Source organism: Paenibacillus sp. N3.4, from assembly GCF_008017805.1.
Taxonomy (GTDB): Bacteria; Bacillota; Bacilli; order Paenibacillales; family NBRC-103111; genus Paenibacillus_E.
On sequence record NZ_VRTT01000083.1, the window covers coordinates 1 to 14,868 of the forward strand.

15 protein-coding genes and 1 pseudogene are annotated in these 14,868 nt (G+C 41.2%); 6 read left to right on the top strand and 10 right to left on the bottom strand.

Going from position 1 to position 14,868, the window contains the following annotated elements:
* Window positions 1-3: 3 nt before the first annotated feature.
* A complete protein-coding gene (locus FU659_RS28945) occupies window positions 4-339 on the bottom strand; it encodes a WG repeat-containing protein (RefSeq protein WP_222708662.1) in 336 nt (111 codons plus the stop codon).
* A gap of 278 nt (window positions 340-617) precedes the next feature.
* Here FU659_RS28945 and FU659_RS28950 point away from each other — a divergent pair, with 278 nt between their 5' ends.
* The 5 genes from FU659_RS28950 (at window position 618) to corA (ending at window position 4,088) form a co-directional block, all read left to right on the top strand.
* Window positions 618-989 (top strand): tyrosine-type recombinase/integrase, encoded by a 372-nt coding sequence (locus tag FU659_RS28950; RefSeq protein WP_147950775.1) that lies wholly within the window; start codon window positions 618-620, stop codon window positions 987-989.
* A gap of 350 nt (window positions 990-1,339) precedes the next feature.
* Complete coding sequence (locus FU659_RS28955; protein ID WP_147950750.1) at window positions 1,340-1,510, top strand: helix-turn-helix domain-containing protein; 171 nt, start codon at window positions 1,340-1,342, stop codon at window positions 1,508-1,510.
* 25 nt (window positions 1,511-1,535) lie between these two features.
* Window positions 1,536-1,727 (top strand): hypothetical protein, encoded by a 192-nt coding sequence (locus FU659_RS28960; RefSeq protein WP_147950751.1) that lies wholly within the window; start codon window positions 1,536-1,538, stop codon window positions 1,725-1,727.
* A 156-nt stretch (window positions 1,728-1,883) separates the two neighbouring features.
* Window positions 1,884-2,732 carry a tyrosine-type recombinase/integrase gene (locus FU659_RS28965; RefSeq protein WP_147950752.1) on the top strand — a complete coding sequence of 283 codons (849 nt, stop codon included), beginning with the start codon at window positions 1,884-1,886 and terminating at the stop codon, window positions 2,730-2,732.
* A gap of 405 nt (window positions 2,733-3,137) precedes the next feature.
* On the top strand, window positions 3,138-4,088 hold the full coding sequence (gene corA, locus FU659_RS28970) for a magnesium/cobalt transporter CorA (RefSeq protein WP_147950753.1): 951 nt from the start codon (window positions 3,138-3,140) through the stop codon (window positions 4,086-4,088).
* Between the two features lie 7 nt (window positions 4,089-4,095).
* Here corA and FU659_RS28975 read toward each other — a convergent pair whose 3' ends face one another.
* The 3 genes and pseudogenes from FU659_RS28975 to modA all read right to left on the bottom strand — a co-directional run bounded on the left by FU659_RS28975 (window position 4,096) and on the right by modA (window position 6,166).
* The gene (locus FU659_RS28975) at window positions 4,096-4,590 is read right to left on the bottom strand and encodes a DUF1648 domain-containing protein (RefSeq protein WP_147950754.1); all 495 of its coding nucleotides are present in this window, start codon (window positions 4,588-4,590) and stop codon (window positions 4,096-4,098) included.
* Between the two features lie 37 nt (window positions 4,591-4,627).
* Window positions 4,628-5,308 (bottom strand): molybdate ABC transporter permease subunit, encoded by a 681-nt coding sequence (gene modB / locus FU659_RS28980; RefSeq protein ID WP_147950755.1) that lies wholly within the window; start codon window positions 5,306-5,308, stop codon window positions 4,628-4,630.
* Window positions 5,305-6,166, bottom strand: a pseudogene (gene modA / locus FU659_RS28985) (molybdate ABC transporter substrate-binding protein). The gene modB and the pseudogene modA overlap by 4 nt, the downstream one beginning before the upstream one ends.
* A gap of 162 nt (window positions 6,167-6,328) precedes the next feature.
* Here modA and FU659_RS28990 point away from each other — a divergent pair.
* On the top strand, window positions 6,329-7,276 hold the full coding sequence (locus tag FU659_RS28990) for a substrate-binding domain-containing protein (protein WP_147950756.1): 948 nt from the start codon (window positions 6,329-6,331) through the stop codon (window positions 7,274-7,276).
* Window positions 7,277-7,332: 56 nt separating this feature from the next.
* Here FU659_RS28990 and FU659_RS28995 read toward each other — a convergent pair whose 3' ends face one another.
* The 6 genes from FU659_RS28995 to FU659_RS29020 all read right to left on the bottom strand — a co-directional run bounded on the left by FU659_RS28995 (window position 7,333) and on the right by FU659_RS29020 (window position 14,792).
* Entirely contained in the window at window positions 7,333-7,548 is a 216-nt protein-coding gene (locus FU659_RS28995) for a glycoside hydrolase family 88 protein (RefSeq protein WP_261808123.1), read from the bottom strand.
* Window positions 7,549-7,651: 103 nt separating this feature from the next.
* Window positions 7,652-9,238 carry a response regulator gene (locus tag FU659_RS29000; RefSeq protein WP_187274467.1) on the bottom strand — a complete coding sequence of 529 codons (1,587 nt, stop codon included), beginning with the start codon at window positions 9,236-9,238 and terminating at the stop codon, window positions 7,652-7,654.
* On the bottom strand, window positions 9,235-11,058 hold the full coding sequence (locus FU659_RS29005) for a cache domain-containing sensor histidine kinase (protein ID WP_147950758.1): 1,824 nt from the start codon (window positions 11,056-11,058) through the stop codon (window positions 9,235-9,237). The genes FU659_RS29000 and FU659_RS29005 overlap by 4 nt, the downstream gene beginning before the upstream one ends.
* A 71-nt stretch (window positions 11,059-11,129) precedes the next feature.
* Window positions 11,130-12,158 carry an ABC transporter permease gene (locus FU659_RS29010; RefSeq protein ID WP_222708663.1) on the bottom strand — a complete coding sequence of 343 codons (1,029 nt, stop codon included), beginning with the start codon at window positions 12,156-12,158 and terminating at the stop codon, window positions 11,130-11,132.
* 2 nt (window positions 12,159-12,160) lie between these two features.
* Window positions 12,161-13,642 (bottom strand): sugar ABC transporter ATP-binding protein, encoded by a 1,482-nt coding sequence (locus FU659_RS29015; RefSeq protein ID WP_147950759.1) that lies wholly within the window; start codon window positions 13,640-13,642, stop codon window positions 12,161-12,163.
* 94 nt (window positions 13,643-13,736) lie between these two features.
* The gene (locus FU659_RS29020) at window positions 13,737-14,792 is read right to left on the bottom strand and encodes a substrate-binding domain-containing protein (protein ID WP_147950760.1); all 1,056 of its coding nucleotides are present in this window, start codon (window positions 14,790-14,792) and stop codon (window positions 13,737-13,739) included.
* Window positions 14,793-14,868 lie beyond the last annotated feature (76 nt).

The following is a 14,868-nucleotide window of genomic DNA, read 5'->3' on the forward strand; positions in this document are numbered from 1 at the left end:
GGTCTAGCAGTGGTTCGAAAAGATAGGAAATATGGCTTTATTGATAAGACAGGAAAAGAAGTCATTGCGATACAAATTTTTTTTAAAGAACGCTTCACTGAAGGGAGCTGCATTATCATATTGCGGCGCAATGACTTCTTTTCCTGTCTTATCAATAAAGCCATATTTCAAATCTTTGCTAACCCATGCTAGACCTTCGCTGAAGGAATCTGCGTTATCATATTGTGGTTCGATAGCATAAGTTTGAACCGTTGCTGCTTTTGCGATAGGCACTATGCCTAACATCATTACTGCGCATAACATGATACTGAATAGTTTTTGTGTTTGTTTTTTCATCATAATCATTCACTCTCTCATTCATTTTGTTCTCAAACAATTTCGTGTTTCTCAAAACTGAGTGTAAACAAATTGTAGATTTCAAAAAATCTTTCTCTTTCTATTCTGAAGGTTACTTCATAAAAAACAAAATATTTGATACCACTTCAACCATACTGGACAAACTCAAAATCTCACTCACCAGAAATTTTTACCCCATCCAAACACATTAATACTTTCCTAGCAGCCCCTCAGCAATCATACTAATAACACTTCCTCTACTTAATCTTATCATTACATAAATAAATCTTTCAGTCTTCGATAAAAAGTGGCATAAACGCTACAGTTCGTCAAAAACCAATAAATTCCTTCTTTATTCAACAACAAAATCACATCGATTTCTAGTATGTACTAAAATCGGCAGACCGTATCTAAAGAAAAACTTCCGCGATATTTGGATTAGGCTTCTTCAGAAAACAGGCTTTAGACAAATCCGATTTCACGATTTAAGACATACGTGTGCTTCACTCCTACTAGGGCTCGGTATACTTCCAAAAGTGGTACAAGAACGTTTGGGTCATTCCTCAGTTACCATTACACTTGATACGTACTCCCACCTTGTACCCAATATGCAACAAGACGCAGCCAATTCACTACAGAATCTTCTCGAATAACCCCTACAATCACTAATTTTAACTCACCCCTACCAGATTCCTACCAGAACTCGGCTTAGAGCTTAAAACAATACATCTACACCCTTAAAACCTTACTCCACAAGGGTTATTTGCCATGCTCCGCATTCCCCCACCTGCAATGACACTATACACACGCTTCTCATAAAATTCTAGTAAGGCTGAAAACATTTATTGATCGTATAGATCAAATATACAAATCTATATTATTAACTTGATACAGAGCAAAAAGTATATAAATCGAACCGTGTAGACTTATTACCTTGTTCCGATAGTTAAAGTATAGTGAATAGAAAACCATCTGCATCATCAATTATAGAAGGGTGATAAGCATGCAATCCAACTACCCCGAGGTCCTCCAGGTAAATGATGTACAACAAATCCTAGGTATTGGCCGTCGCCAAGCCTATGAACTAGTTAATAGCGGAAAGTTCCATGTAGTACGGGTTGGAAAAAGTATCAGAATTCATAGGGACGTATTCCTAAGATGGTTGCAAGGCTAAGCTTATCCAAGGAGAAATGATATATATGGGCATAATACGCATTCGCGGTGATCCGACAAAAGAAGTATGTGAAAATTTTCACCACATAAAAATCGGAGGTAAAAATATGTCGGTAGTAAAAGTAGAGACTGTGAAGAATAACAAGAAAAAAATTACCTACTATTACGTCTTTGAGGCGAAAGATATCAATGGAAAGCGTGTAACATACAAAAAATGAGGCTTTAGGACAAAGGCAGAAGCTGAGGTAGCAGAAGTCGCTGCTAAAGATCAGGTCAATAAAGGAACTTTTATCAAATCATCCAAAGTGACTTTTGCGGAATACCTAAGAGAATGATTAGCCAACCGTAGGGACATACGAGATAGCACCAAACACTTGTATTCAATTCTTATTGAGCAACACATCATTCCTGCCTCTGGAAGGGTTCTTCTTGGTAATATAAATGCAATATCGATTGAGAGCATTCTGAGATCAATCGAAGAAAAGGGAATGTCTGCTAGCTACAATAGAAACGCATTTAAAGTGATACACAAATCACTTTCAGATGCTGAAACAAAACAGATTATCCAACGTAATCCAGCGTCATTGGTATCGAAGCCAAAAGTAGAGAAGAAAGAAATGAGTCACTGGAGTCCCGAAGAAGCGAAGCAATTCATTTCAAAAGTATCTCCCCATAGACTTTCTGTTATCTTCATTCTTGCTATTCACTGTGGCTTGCGTCAAAGCGAGATTTTAGGACTCAGGATGTCTGATATTGATCTTCTTAATAAGAAGCTTTACATTCGCCATATCCTCGATTTTAAAAAGCAACTACAACCTGGAACCAAGACAGCTTCGGGAACACGATCAATTTCAATATCACCTTTAGTGGTTCAAGAGATCAAGAAGCGAATTGAAATGATTGAAAGTGAGAAAAATGTTGTTGGAGGAAACTATAGTGATCTCGGACATCTTGTATGCACGAAAAATGGCAATCCTCTTCCGAAACACCATTGCCATGAAATCTGGAGCAGGTTACTGATTAAGGCAGGTATGCGCAAAATCAGGTTCCACGATCTCAGGCATACGTGCGCTTCACTTCTCCTCAGCCTTAACTTTCATCCAAAGATTATACAAGATCGCCTCGGTCATACTTCTTTTAAAATTACAATGGATTTATACTCACACCTCATGCCTAACATGCAGATAGAAGCATCTGATGCATTAGAAAATCTCCTGAAATAACCCCTAGTTTCCTTACATTATCTATAGCATCCGACCAAAAACCGACCAAATCTCGGTTTTCTTTATTTTCTAGGCATCTCCTATCGCGGTAAACCCTTATTGTAGCAAGGGTTTCAGCCTCCAAACAAAAAAAAGGGGACCTAGCCAACGGGGCCAGGTCCAAAGTTTATATTAAAAAAGGGGGTCTTGTTAAGTACTATACACCCATTTCATTAAGGGGATGTAACAGGAATGTTCCAATTGTGTTACAAATATCTAAAATGGCTGCTCTGTTGAATCTTCTCCTGAATGGTTGCGATAATCTGTTCCTCTCGAGCACCTTGTCCGCGGCACTTGTTATCATTCTGAACCAAACGCATTGTATGGTAAAATAAAGCAGAAGAAAATAACACTTAGGAGTCCATCATGATACGTTCTATAGCTATCACCACAGACTTTACAGTGCTTTATAATGTACCCTTCGAACAGTTGTTGGAACCTAATATTAAATGGTATTGGGTCGACTTTCATAATCCCAGCGAAACAGAAGCAAAACAGTTGAAAGATCATTTCCATTTTCATCCTCTGGCGATTGAAGATTGTTTTTATTTGTTGCAGCGCCCTAAAATGGATCATTACGAGAACGTGAATTTCTTTGTTATGCATGCTATTAATCCTAAGACATTAGCCGCGGAAGAAGTGGACATGTTTCTGGGGAGTAATTTTATTGTAACTTTTCATTTGCATGAATCTCGGGAGATTGAAGATGCGTGGAACCGAGTGATTGAGCAAGAAAACATGCGAAGTCAGAACCATATCTATGCTGCTTATGTCGTGCTCGATAATTTGGTCGATCAATATTTTCCCAGCGTCCATCAGATCGAGGATCAGCTTGACGAAATCGAGAACAATGTGGATTCAAAAGCAATTGAAGTGTTGATGACCAATATTTTTGAGATTCGCGCCAAATTGTTAAAATTACGCCGTACGATCGTTCCCATGCGTGATCTTCTATATCGGGTCATCAGTACGGACCGCATTGATCAGCTTCGCGATCATCTGGTTTTTTTCACGGATATTCATGATCATCTGCTTAAACTGTCTGAGATGATTGAATCCAATCGTGATATGACGGCAGATATGCGGGATAATTATGTCTCACTGAATGCCAATCGGATGAATACGATCATGAAAACACTCACCGTCATCACAACCATATTCATGCCTTTGACTTTCATAGCCGGAATTTATGGGATGAACTTTGCTTTTATGCCTGAACTGGCTTGGAACTGGGGCTATTTTGTTATTCTTTTCGTCATGTTTGCTATCGGGTTCGGCATGTTTTTGTGGTTTAGAAAAAAAGGCTGGTTCAAATGAAATGAACTTAAGCCTTTTTTGTGGATTGAGCAATATAATAGGCCATTGCGCCAAAAAGTGCAATTAGAAGTATCACTAATAAACCAAATCGAGGTTGATTGCCAAAAGCAGCATATATAATGTCCCATTCCAAATAACCAAAAAGAGCAACAATAATGATCTTGATCCAACTGACCATCATCAACGCAATCGTATATTGTCTGTAAGCATTATCTACGGTAATTTCCTTGATGTAGTTAAAATGATGCGGAATTCGACGTAACAACGTTAGTCCGACATACAGAACAACATTCAAGATCGGCAGTAGAAGCAAGCTCCCCTTACCACTCCAACCATTTGGGTTACCCGACATGTCAAAATGAGAAGGAAACTTCTCCGGCAATGACGTCCATGACCAAGCTGCATAGGCAAATGAAGCAATCAAAATGACGATAGCCAAGATATCATGACATATCTCCATCTTCGTCTTAGGAATGTTCAAAACAGGTCTATTTACAATCATTCTGATACCTCCATTCCTTCCTATTTTATCATTAACCCTAGCTATATTGTTCTTTTTTCCTTGGGCTTACGATAAATAGGAGGAGGAAGGAAATCACAACAATAGCACCTGTCCAGCACCATGCTAGCGGCTGGTTGCCAGACTCTACCGCAATGTAGATGGCTGTGGGCAGCGTTTGTGTTTTATTAGGAATATTACCGGCAATCATCAGTGTCGCCCCAAATTCTCCCAGACCTCGAGCAAAGCCAAAGATGTAAGCGGTCATGACGGATCGCCAAATCAAGGGTAAGGTAATGTAGCGAACAACCTGCCACTCACGAGCTCCCATGGAGCGTGCCGCCTCCTCGAAATCCTTGCTCACCGAAGCAAAGCCTGTTTTCATCGTTTGGTACACTAATGGAAAAGAGACAACGATCGAGGCAATAACCGCGGCTCCCCAAGTAAAAATAATCGATTGATGAAAAAGGAACTCGATCAATTTGCCCATCCAACTCTTTTTACCGAGTAGAACGAGCAGCACAAAGCCAACAACCGTAGGGGGTAGAACAAGCGGTAATAATAAAATCGTCTCCACGACTACTTTCCCTTTAAAAGGATGACGCGCCATCCACCAAGCGGACAAACCGCCTAAGAGCAAAACAAAAATACTGGAAACAATGCTTACCTTAAGCGATAGTACGATTGGCGAGATGAATTCATCCCAACGAATCGAAATCATGGTGATTTCGGCAAGGAGAATCCATACTTCACGAAAATATCCTGCGCTTCTTTCGTTTGCAGATACGAATAGAATTCCTCAGCTTCTTTGTTGTGCTTGGTAGCTTTCACAATCCCAACAGGATAAGCAATAGGCGTATAGGTTGTTGGATCGACGTTGAAAGCGACTTTGACTTTTTTTCGAAGTCAACGCATCTGTTTTATAAACAAATCCTGCTTCTGCGTTACCCGACTCCACATAGGTAAGAACTTGGCGTACGTCTTTACCTTGTACGAAAATATTCTGCAGGGAATCCCATAATTTTGCACGAGTTAGTGCTTCCTTCGTATAACTGCCTGCTGGAACCGTTTGAGGCTCGCCGATGGCCAAATGTTTAATCTCCGGGTTGGATAAATCCTCGATGCGTTGAACTGCGATCTTACTATCGCTAGGCACCACGACGACTAAATCATTCAGCAGCAGATTCTTCTGCTTTGCGGAATCAATAAGCTGCTTATCAACAAGGGCTTGCATATTCTTCGTAGCTGCAGACAGGAATAGATCCGAAGGAGCTCCCTGTTCAATTTGCTGCTGCAGCGCTCCTGAAGCTCCGTAATTAAAGTTTAGTTTGATGCCTGGCTGTTTCGTTTCATAAACCGTTTGAATTTCCTTAAGCGCATCTGTTAAACTCGCTGCCGCTGATATCGTCAAATCCACTTTTTCTTTCGCAGTTGGACTTGGTGTAGCTGTGCTCACTGCACTTGGAGTTGGGGAAGCGCTTGGGACTGCAGTCTCTTTCTTCGAGGAGCAAGCCGAAATCATTAGAATCAAACAAAGCGCAAGCAACAACATATACTTAGATTTAACAAAACGATACATATTAGACCCCTCCAACCTTCTTATTGAATATAATTAGATATAACTAAGTATATTTAAATTTGTTTTATTATACGAAATTAATACAGTCTAGTAAACAATTGAATTGAAATCACACTAACAACAGCATATGATACATATAAAAAGAACGACTTGGAGGAAACGATGACAGAGGACATTTCCTACACCACCGAAGAAATTGCCAAACTTCTGAAAATATCCAAACTTACTGTTTATGATCTAATAAAAAAAGGCGATCTTCCCGCCTACCGCGTTGGTAAACAGATGCGCATCGATGCGACCGATCTCGAAGCCTATAAAACACGTGCCAAAAGCGGTTTCTCCTTCGTGAACAAATCGAATACGGCTGCTGAGCAGCCCACCCGTTATGATTCTCCTTCATCAAATCGTGCTCTGGTTATTACGGGTCAAGATGTAAGTCTTGATATTTTGGCTAAGCACATGGAGAAAAAAATAACGGGTATCCGGCCCCTCCGCTCTTATGTCGGGAGTCTCGACAGCCTGATATCGATGTATCGGGGGGAGTCTGATATCGTTAGCACTCATCTGCTGGATGGGGATACCGGAGAGTATAACCTACCTTACATCCGAAAGCTGCTTGTGGGCTCGTCCTATACAGTCGTCAATCTCCTATCTCGCTGGGCAGGCTTGTATGTCCAGCAGGGAAACCCGAAGCAGCTTAACGGTTGGGCTGATTTAAGTCAACCTGGTCTACGCATCGCTAATCGCGAGAAAGGCTCCGGCGCCCGTGTTCTCTTGGACGAGCAGCTTCGCTTGCATGATATCGTCCCCTACAGCCTGATCGGATACGACATCGAAGAAACGAACCACATGAGCGTCGCAGGCAGTGTCGCCTCAGGGAAAACAGATGTCGGCGTAGGGATTGAGAAGGCTGCCCAACTCGTGGGCGGCGTTGATTTTATCCCGCTCATCCAAGAGCGGTACGATCTGGTTATGCTGCGCAAACCAGAAAACCTCGGCTGGATTGAACAAGTCAAACTCATCTTGCAATCCGAACAATTCCAGGATGAACTCCGGCATATTCATGGTTATGACCTGTCAATGACGGGACGCGTTTGGCTTGAGACTTAAACTGCAAATAAAGAAAGCTAACTTCTCTCTAGATCTCGAGAGAAAGTTAGCTTTCTTTATTGAATAAAAGCCTTTTGCTGCCATTGCTTAAGCTTAAGCACTTCCGTACCCGCCAGCATCATGATGCCAATCCCGTGATTATCATTCACGACGGTCAACAAATCCTCTTTGTAATAGTCAGCAGTAAAGGAATATCGAGAGCCGCTGCATACCCCGTGCACATTGCCGTGTCGATCTATCGCATGCTGAGTCAAACCTTCCCACGCACGAATCGATGCGCAATGAAATTAAGAAATTAATGCGCTTTCAATTTTATTTTTGGATGTTTCAAGTAAAGCGCTATTCCTTATATAAAGGGATGTATCGACATCCCCGTTAAATTAATTTCTCTTTATAGTTCAGTGGAGTAACCCCCTTCATCGTTTTGAATATTTTCGTGAAGTATTGGACATCGTCATACCCAACGATACTGGCAATCTCATATATTTTTTTAGTTGGATCCTGCATAAGCTCAATCGCTCTGGAAATGCGGTATTCCATCAAATATTTGCTAAAAGAAATATGCATTTCCTCTTTAAAAATCTTGCTTAAATAAGAAGCATTTATATAAAACCTCTCGGCAACCCCATTCAAATTCATCGGTTCGTTATAATGCTCATGCATAAACAAAACTACTTTCTCAATCACTTTCCTCTTTTTCCTAAATTGCGTCCGCTCCAAGTAATCCATGATTTGTTCAATGGCCTTGGCTAAAAATTCACTCATTGCCTGTACGGATGTCAATTGATTTAATAGATCGAGAAAGGCTAGGCAGAACGTTGAGAAATCAACCATGGATTCTTTTCCCACCACCGTGGTTCTCGTTAGAACATGAATGAACTGTACATAAATAAATTTAAATTCTATAGGTGTAAGTTGTGAATTCGCTAGAACAAATTGATTTAACTGAGCAATCACAGCTTCTTTATGACCCATTTTGATGCCATTAACTAGCGATTCCGTAAATTCAGCCTTTTCGTATTCCCAATTGGAGCAAACTACCGTATTTGTCTTTCGCTTTTTGTCCAAATAGCTATGATAAAGAAGCGATTGCTTGGCTTGATGATAAGATAACGAAATATCGATTATATCCTTGCACCCCACACCTATGCCAATGTATAACGAACATCCGAGAATTCTATGGACTAATTGATTGAGTTCTTGCAGGTCAACCTGAATTTCTTGGCTCACGACAGCCATATCACGAGTGGAGGATACAATACTGACAATTGCGTCTGAATGTGTAAAAACAATCTCATTCATGGTCCATTTCCGAAGAAAATCACGGACCACATTGGCAATAACGAATTGGACAAAGTCCTTGTTTGTCTGCTCAATAACTTGTTCTTCCATTTTCACCTGAAAAAGAATACACATATGTTCTGCCTGATCGTCGTAAATTTGAAAATCGCTTAGGACGCCGCGCACATCCTGTTTATTTTCTATTTGTCCTTGGATTAATTTATTGAATAGCATTTCCTTGAGCAGCGGCAATCTTTTATTCACTTGTGTATCCGCTTTCTGAATGAGGGCTACTTGTAACTTCTCAGCATGAATTTGTGTTAAGCATCGCTCCACGATACACAATAAATCTTGATCCTCAACTGGTTTAAGCACATAATCGAATGCTCCTAAAGCAATTGCCTTCTTGGCATAATCGAAGTCGCTGTACCCGCTTATGATAATTACTTTGGCACGGATTTGATGATCTTTCAAACTTTGAATGAGCTCTAACCCCCCCATGTTCGGCATCCGTATATCCGTGAGAATGATATCGGGATTGTGCTCTTTGGATTTCTCCAACGCTTCATATCCACAGCCTGCTTCATCAACAATAGTAATCCCCAACAGCTGCCAATCGATCGTATGAATAAGCCGTTCGCGGACCCAAACTTCATCGTCAACTACCAACATTTTCGTCATCCTTCTTGCTCCTCTCCTGTCACATATGGGAGTTGAATACATACCGAAGTACCTTTTCCAATCAGGCTATCAATACGGAGTCCATACTGAGCACCATATTTGAGTTGAATATGACGATTAAGATTGCGTAGAGCAAAGCTTTTCGTACCTTCACTTTGATTAGAAGCAATCATGAACCGGACATGAGCGATCATTTCTTCATCCATCCCACTGCCATTATCCTCAATAATAATTTCTAACTGCTCCTCTTTGAGGGTGCCGCGAATCGTAATATGCCCCTTACCTCGATAAGTCTCAATTCCATGATAAATAGCATTCTCTACAATAGGTTGCAAGAGCAATTTAGGAACGAGAGCGTTTTCCAGTTCTTCCGGAAGCTCCACTTGAAAACTGATTCCACCTCGATACCGGATATTCAGAATGGTTAAATAGCTAACAGCCAGCGTCGTAGCTTCTTTGAGCGTAACAATTTCACGACCTCCACTTAAACTAACTCTGAAAAAGTTAGAAAGTGCAGCCACCATTTGGGCTATTTCGTCGACTTTTTTGATTCTAGCAATACTATAAATTGAATCAAGCGTATTATATAAGAAATGGGGATTGATTTGAGCTTGCAGCAGCTTAATCTCGGCTTCCTGCTTCAAAATCTTCTCAGTAGCCAGATCTTTCACAAGAATATTCAACTCGCTTACCATATCATTAAAGCCTTGAAACACCTGCTTATACTCATCTTTACGATTATCCAGAATACGTACATCGAGATTCCTATTTTCGATCTTTTGCATGGCCCTCACTAACTTCAACAGCGGTTTGTAGAACAGATTGGATAGAGAAAACGAAATGAAGAAGATGAGGATAAACGTAATTGAAATGAGCATATACAAGAATTTCCGACTCTCATAGATTTTGCCCAGAATTTCCGTTGCGGGGATGATCACGACATAGCGCCAGTTTGTCTCATTTGAAATGGCATATACCACAAAATTATTTTTATTTTGGATAAAAAAACTGCCGCTTTCCTTGCCTGAATTCACAATGCGATCATTGATTTCGGCGTATAGCTCCGTTTTCTTGCCAATCATCGCTTTATCTACAGAAGCCACCACATTCGCCTCTTGATCCAATAACAAGAAATTACCGGGAATTCCCCTTTGAATTTTACTGTAGTATTCGCTTATATAGGATTCGTTAATATTCACGGCTAGCACAGCAATTGTCTGCCCTTGTTCGTCCTGTAACAATTTGTTGAATGATATCAATTTCCCTCTATCAAACCGAGTATCCAGATGATTCAGGGTATAGAAGTCAACCGGTTCCGAAACAAACCAATGATCAATGCCTTCAGGATGTTTGGACTTGGCAATAAAATCAATATTGCTCGGATCGATGTGTTTATAGAAGCTAGACTTTGAATCGATAAACGTTTGTTGTTTATTTAAATACAAATAAAATGAATCGATGCCTTCCATCACATTTTGCACCTTTATGCGCGTAATGAAAAAACCGAGAAGATCCAGAATTCGGGCATACTTCTCATTCAACGTATTTTCTTGAAAAGCGGATGAAGGCTTAGTCGCGAGATCCATCAACTTGTCATCAGTCAGAATCAGCTTGCTCATACCTGTAACATTATCTAAAGCGGTATCTAGGTTCGTGATGGCAAAATCAATTGAGCTGATCACAACCTTAGATGTCTGATCCGTAATCGATTGCTCCGACCTGATCGAGAGCAGCGTGCTCACCACAATGATTGGAATGATGATAACAATAAACATAAGAATGAACATCTTCAGGCGGAAACTCACATTTCTAAACATCATCCTGATTCATTTCTCCTTGTAACTAAATAATTCCCTCCCCTTACTTGGTAAGGAGAAGGAGAAACCGTTCGTTACTTTCGTTTCTTCATTAATTGAATCGTAGTAATAAGCACTGCGACCAGAATTAGCAATCCGCGAACAATATATTGGACGTACTCATTAATATTTAACAATGTCATGGCGTTAATCAGAACACCTAGAAAAATTAACCCGATGAATGTCCCCCAAACCTTACCAACGCCCCCGAATAAGCTTGTTCCTCCGATGATGACGGATGAAATTGCAATCATTTCCCAACCCTTTCCAAAATTGAATGAGCCAGACATAACTTGCGACGAAATGAGCACACCACTTAACGCTGCTAAAAGTTGGACAGACACCATGCAAATAATTTTGACCCTTGCCACATTAATGCCCGATAGCCTTGCCGATTCTGGGTTTCCTCCAACGGCATACACAGAACGACCAAATTTGGTGTAGTTCATGATTACAAAAACAAAAGCAAACACAAGAAGCAATATGATGGCGGGGATCGGTATTGAAAAAACCTCACCGGCGCCAAACACATTATACCATGAAGGCAATGTCGTAACCGGAAAACCTTTGGATAATACTGCTGCTATACCATAAATAACATTCAACATAGCAAGCGTAATAATAAAAGAAGGAACCTTGTATTTACTTAATATCCAGCCGTTAAATAATCCAATGAGTCCCGCAACGATAAAAGAAACGATGATGCCAACGATCACGGCTGTTGACATCGGCATGATGCCGCTGCTGGCAAGCTTACCCGATGTTAGGCCTACAATCACGCCCGTTATCGCAACAGTTGAACCAATGGAAAGGTCAATTTCCCCAGCAATAATGACCATGGTCATGCCGAAGGCAATACAGCCCTGCATCGCCATATTTCTCAAAATATTGAGTAAATTATCTGTCGTAAGAAAACCAGAGGAGGCGAACGTCATCGCAATGACGATCACAGCTAGGATGATTTCAAGGACATGTTTGTTTATACTTCTTTTCCAGCTAAAGGACGAAGATGTTCCTGAATTCGTCCCTGCTGGCTTGACCGTACCTGAAGCCGTTGATTTCAAGGTTATTCTCCTCCCATGCTAAGGGCGTACAAGTCATCTATTTTCAGCTCTTCCGGAGAATACTCTCCTGCTAATTGGCCATCTCGCAAGATCAAAATTCGGTGACAAACCTCAAGCAGTTCCTCAAGTTCCGATGACACGATAATACTTGAAACTCCTTTACGCGACTGCTCCCAAATAATCTGGAAAATTTGCTGTTTGGCATTTACATCAATGCCGCGTGTTGGTTCATCGAAAAACATGATTTGCGGATTCGTATTTAACCAATTACCAACGACAACTTTCTGCTGATTCCCACCTGAAAGAGAGGAAACGGGATAAAGCGTATCGGCGATTTTGATCTGAAGGTCCCTGACTTGCCGCTGCACAAACTCATTCTCTACCTGTTTACTGATAAAATAACCTTGTGAAATGAGATCCAAGCTTGCTATACATAGATTATCTTTAATAGAGGCGATCTGATTAAGGCCCTCATGTTTACGATCTTCGGGCGTGTAAGCGAGACCGGCTTTTTTCATTTTCTCAGGAGTAGGTTTAAGAATTCGTTTCCCGTTGCAATAAATCTCACCCTTATCAAAGGGATCTGCACCAAATATGGATTTCAATAGCTCTGTTCGCCCTGATCCCAGCATGCCGGCGATGCCCAAAATCTCCCCTTTTCGGAGTTGCAGAGAAATGTCTCGGAACTTATGATTACGTGACAACCCCTTCACTTCCAACACAACTTCGTCGGAAATGTGCAGATCTCCAGGTCGCTTACGGATTTCCACGTCGCCAAACATCATTTGAATGACATCTTTTCGCGTAAGCTCATGCATTAGCGCTTTCCCGATAAATTGGCCTTCACGCAAAACCGTACATGTATCGGCGATTTCCCATAACTCATGCAGCCTATGTGAGACGTAAATAATAATGACATTCTTCTGTTTTAACTTGCGAATCATCGTAAACAACGAATCAATCTCGCTCTTGGCTAAGGCTGACGTAGGTTCATCGAGCTGCAATACCTTCGGATTGAAGCTCATTGCTTTGACAATTTCAATCATTTGCGCTTGCCCAACACTCAAGTTATATACCAATTCCTCTGCGGCAATCTCAACCCCCAATTCCTTCAGCAGTTCATTTGCCAAGGTGTATGTTCGCTGCCAATCTACAATAAGGCCTTTCATAGGCATGCGTCCCAGAAAAATATTCTCGGCTACAGATAGTCCGGGGATTAGACTTAACTCCTGATATACCGTCGTTATGCCATGAGCCAAAGCTTCACTGGGATTGCGAAAATTCATCATTTGCCCATCTAGATGAACATGTCCATGGGTAGGTTCAATGGCTCCGGAAAATATTTTCAGCAGCGTTGATTTTCCAGATCCGTTTTTACCAAGCAAGGCATGAACTTTGCCACTTTCGAAGGATACCGTTACGTCGTCTAAGGCAACTGTACCTGAGTATCTTTTGGTAACCTTAATCGTTTCTAATATACGCATTGGGGTCCCCACCATTCTTGGCTAACAAATAATGCGGGGTTGCTCGAAGAGAGCGGTAAATACCCATATGGCAACCCCGTTCTTTATCTGATAATTATTTGCTCATTTTAGACTTTAGATCGGCTTCAAATTTGGCAATCCCTTCCGGTTTGGAACGACTAAGCAGGATGCCGTCAACAATTGTGGACTTTCCTTTACTTGCGCTAATATCCTCGCCCTTCAAGCCTTTAATGAGCAGTTCCATCGCCTTATACCCCATGTTGTAAGGATCTTGGCCGGTAATGGCCTGCAATATGTTATCACTTTCTTTTAACATCGATATAAGTTGATCGCTTGCATCTGTACCGTAAATAAATATTTTTCCTGCTTTACCAGCATTTTTTACCGCCATCGTTGCACCGATCGTGCCACCTTCATTGGCGGCCCAGATCATATTAACGTCAGGATGAGCCGTCAAAATATCTCCCGCGACAGATACTGCTTTATCTTGCAGCCATGCGTCTTGATCAGCGACGATTTCGACACCTGGATTTACCTTTTTGACCTCTTCCAGAAACCCATTCAAACGATCTGTGCTTTGTTGAGGAAGCAGCGATTTGTATTGTAAAATGGCAATCTTAGCCTTACCGCCAAGTTTTTCTTTAATGAATGCAGCAGCTTCTTTCCCTGTGATTTGACCAATGTTTTTATTATCTGAAGTATAACCGCCATTGATAAAAGGAGCATTCGTCAGCGCAACATTGGTAACTGTGACTTTGACTCCTTTTTCGTCCGCTTTCTTCAAAGCTGCAACGGATGATTCCTGATTCAGCGGAGCGATCGCGATCCCGTTAACTTTTTGAGAAATATACGTATTAATCAGCTCAGCTTCCTTGCCTTGGTCATTTCCCGTATTCCCTGTCAGTATTTTTACACCCGCCGTTTTCGCGGCATCCTGATAACCGAGCGACAGCAGTTTCATGAACTGGTCTTCTTGAAAGACGACGCCAGCAACTACCAGATCATCTTTCTTATCCGCAGGCTTCACAGTTTGAGTCGTACCCGTTGTTTTCGTCGGCGTTGTTGCTGTTGGGGTAGAACCACAAGCTGATATTGAAAGCGCTAACAACGTTACAGTCGATAAAATGGACCATTTTTTCATCATTCTCATTTTCTAACTCCTATCTCATTTTGGAATGTTGACAAACGTGAAACCCTCACCATTATTTTACTTAGAACATTCATTT

What these genes read in the sequence shown, in the direction of transcription:
- FU659_RS28945 (WP_222708662.1), bottom strand. Translation starts at nt 339, where the DNA reads ATGATGAAAAAACAAACACAAAAACTATTCAGTATCATGTTATGCGCA.
- FU659_RS28955 (WP_147950750.1), top strand. Translation starts at nt 1,340, where the DNA reads ATGCAATCCAACTACCCCGAGGTCCTCCAGGTAAATGATGTACAACAA.
- FU659_RS28960 (WP_147950751.1), top strand. Translation starts at nt 1,536, where the DNA reads ATGGGCATAATACGCATTCGCGGTGATCCGACAAAAGAAGTATGTGAA.
- corA (WP_147950753.1), top strand. Translation starts at nt 3,138, where the DNA reads ATGATACGTTCTATAGCTATCACCACAGACTTTACAGTGCTTTATAAT.
- FU659_RS28975 (WP_147950754.1), bottom strand. Translation starts at nt 4,590, where the DNA reads ATGATTGTAAATAGACCTGTTTTGAACATTCCTAAGACGAAGATGGAG.
- modB (WP_147950755.1), bottom strand. Translation starts at nt 5,308, where the DNA reads ATGATTTCGATTCGTTGGGATGAATTCATCTCGCCAATCGTACTATCG.
- FU659_RS28990 (WP_147950756.1), top strand. Translation starts at nt 6,329, where the DNA reads ATGACAGAGGACATTTCCTACACCACCGAAGAAATTGCCAAACTTCTG.
- FU659_RS29000 (WP_187274467.1), bottom strand. Translation starts at nt 9,238, where the DNA reads ATGACGAAAATGTTGGTAGTTGACGATGAAGTTTGGGTCCGCGAACGG.
- FU659_RS29005 (WP_147950758.1), bottom strand. Translation starts at nt 11,058, where the DNA reads ATGATGTTTAGAAATGTGAGTTTCCGCCTGAAGATGTTCATTCTTATG.
- FU659_RS29015 (WP_147950759.1), bottom strand. Translation starts at nt 13,642, where the DNA reads ATGCGTATATTAGAAACGATTAAGGTTACCAAAAGATACTCAGGTACA.
- FU659_RS29020 (WP_147950760.1), bottom strand. Translation starts at nt 14,792, where the DNA reads ATGAGAATGATGAAAAAATGGTCCATTTTATCGACTGTAACGTTGTTA.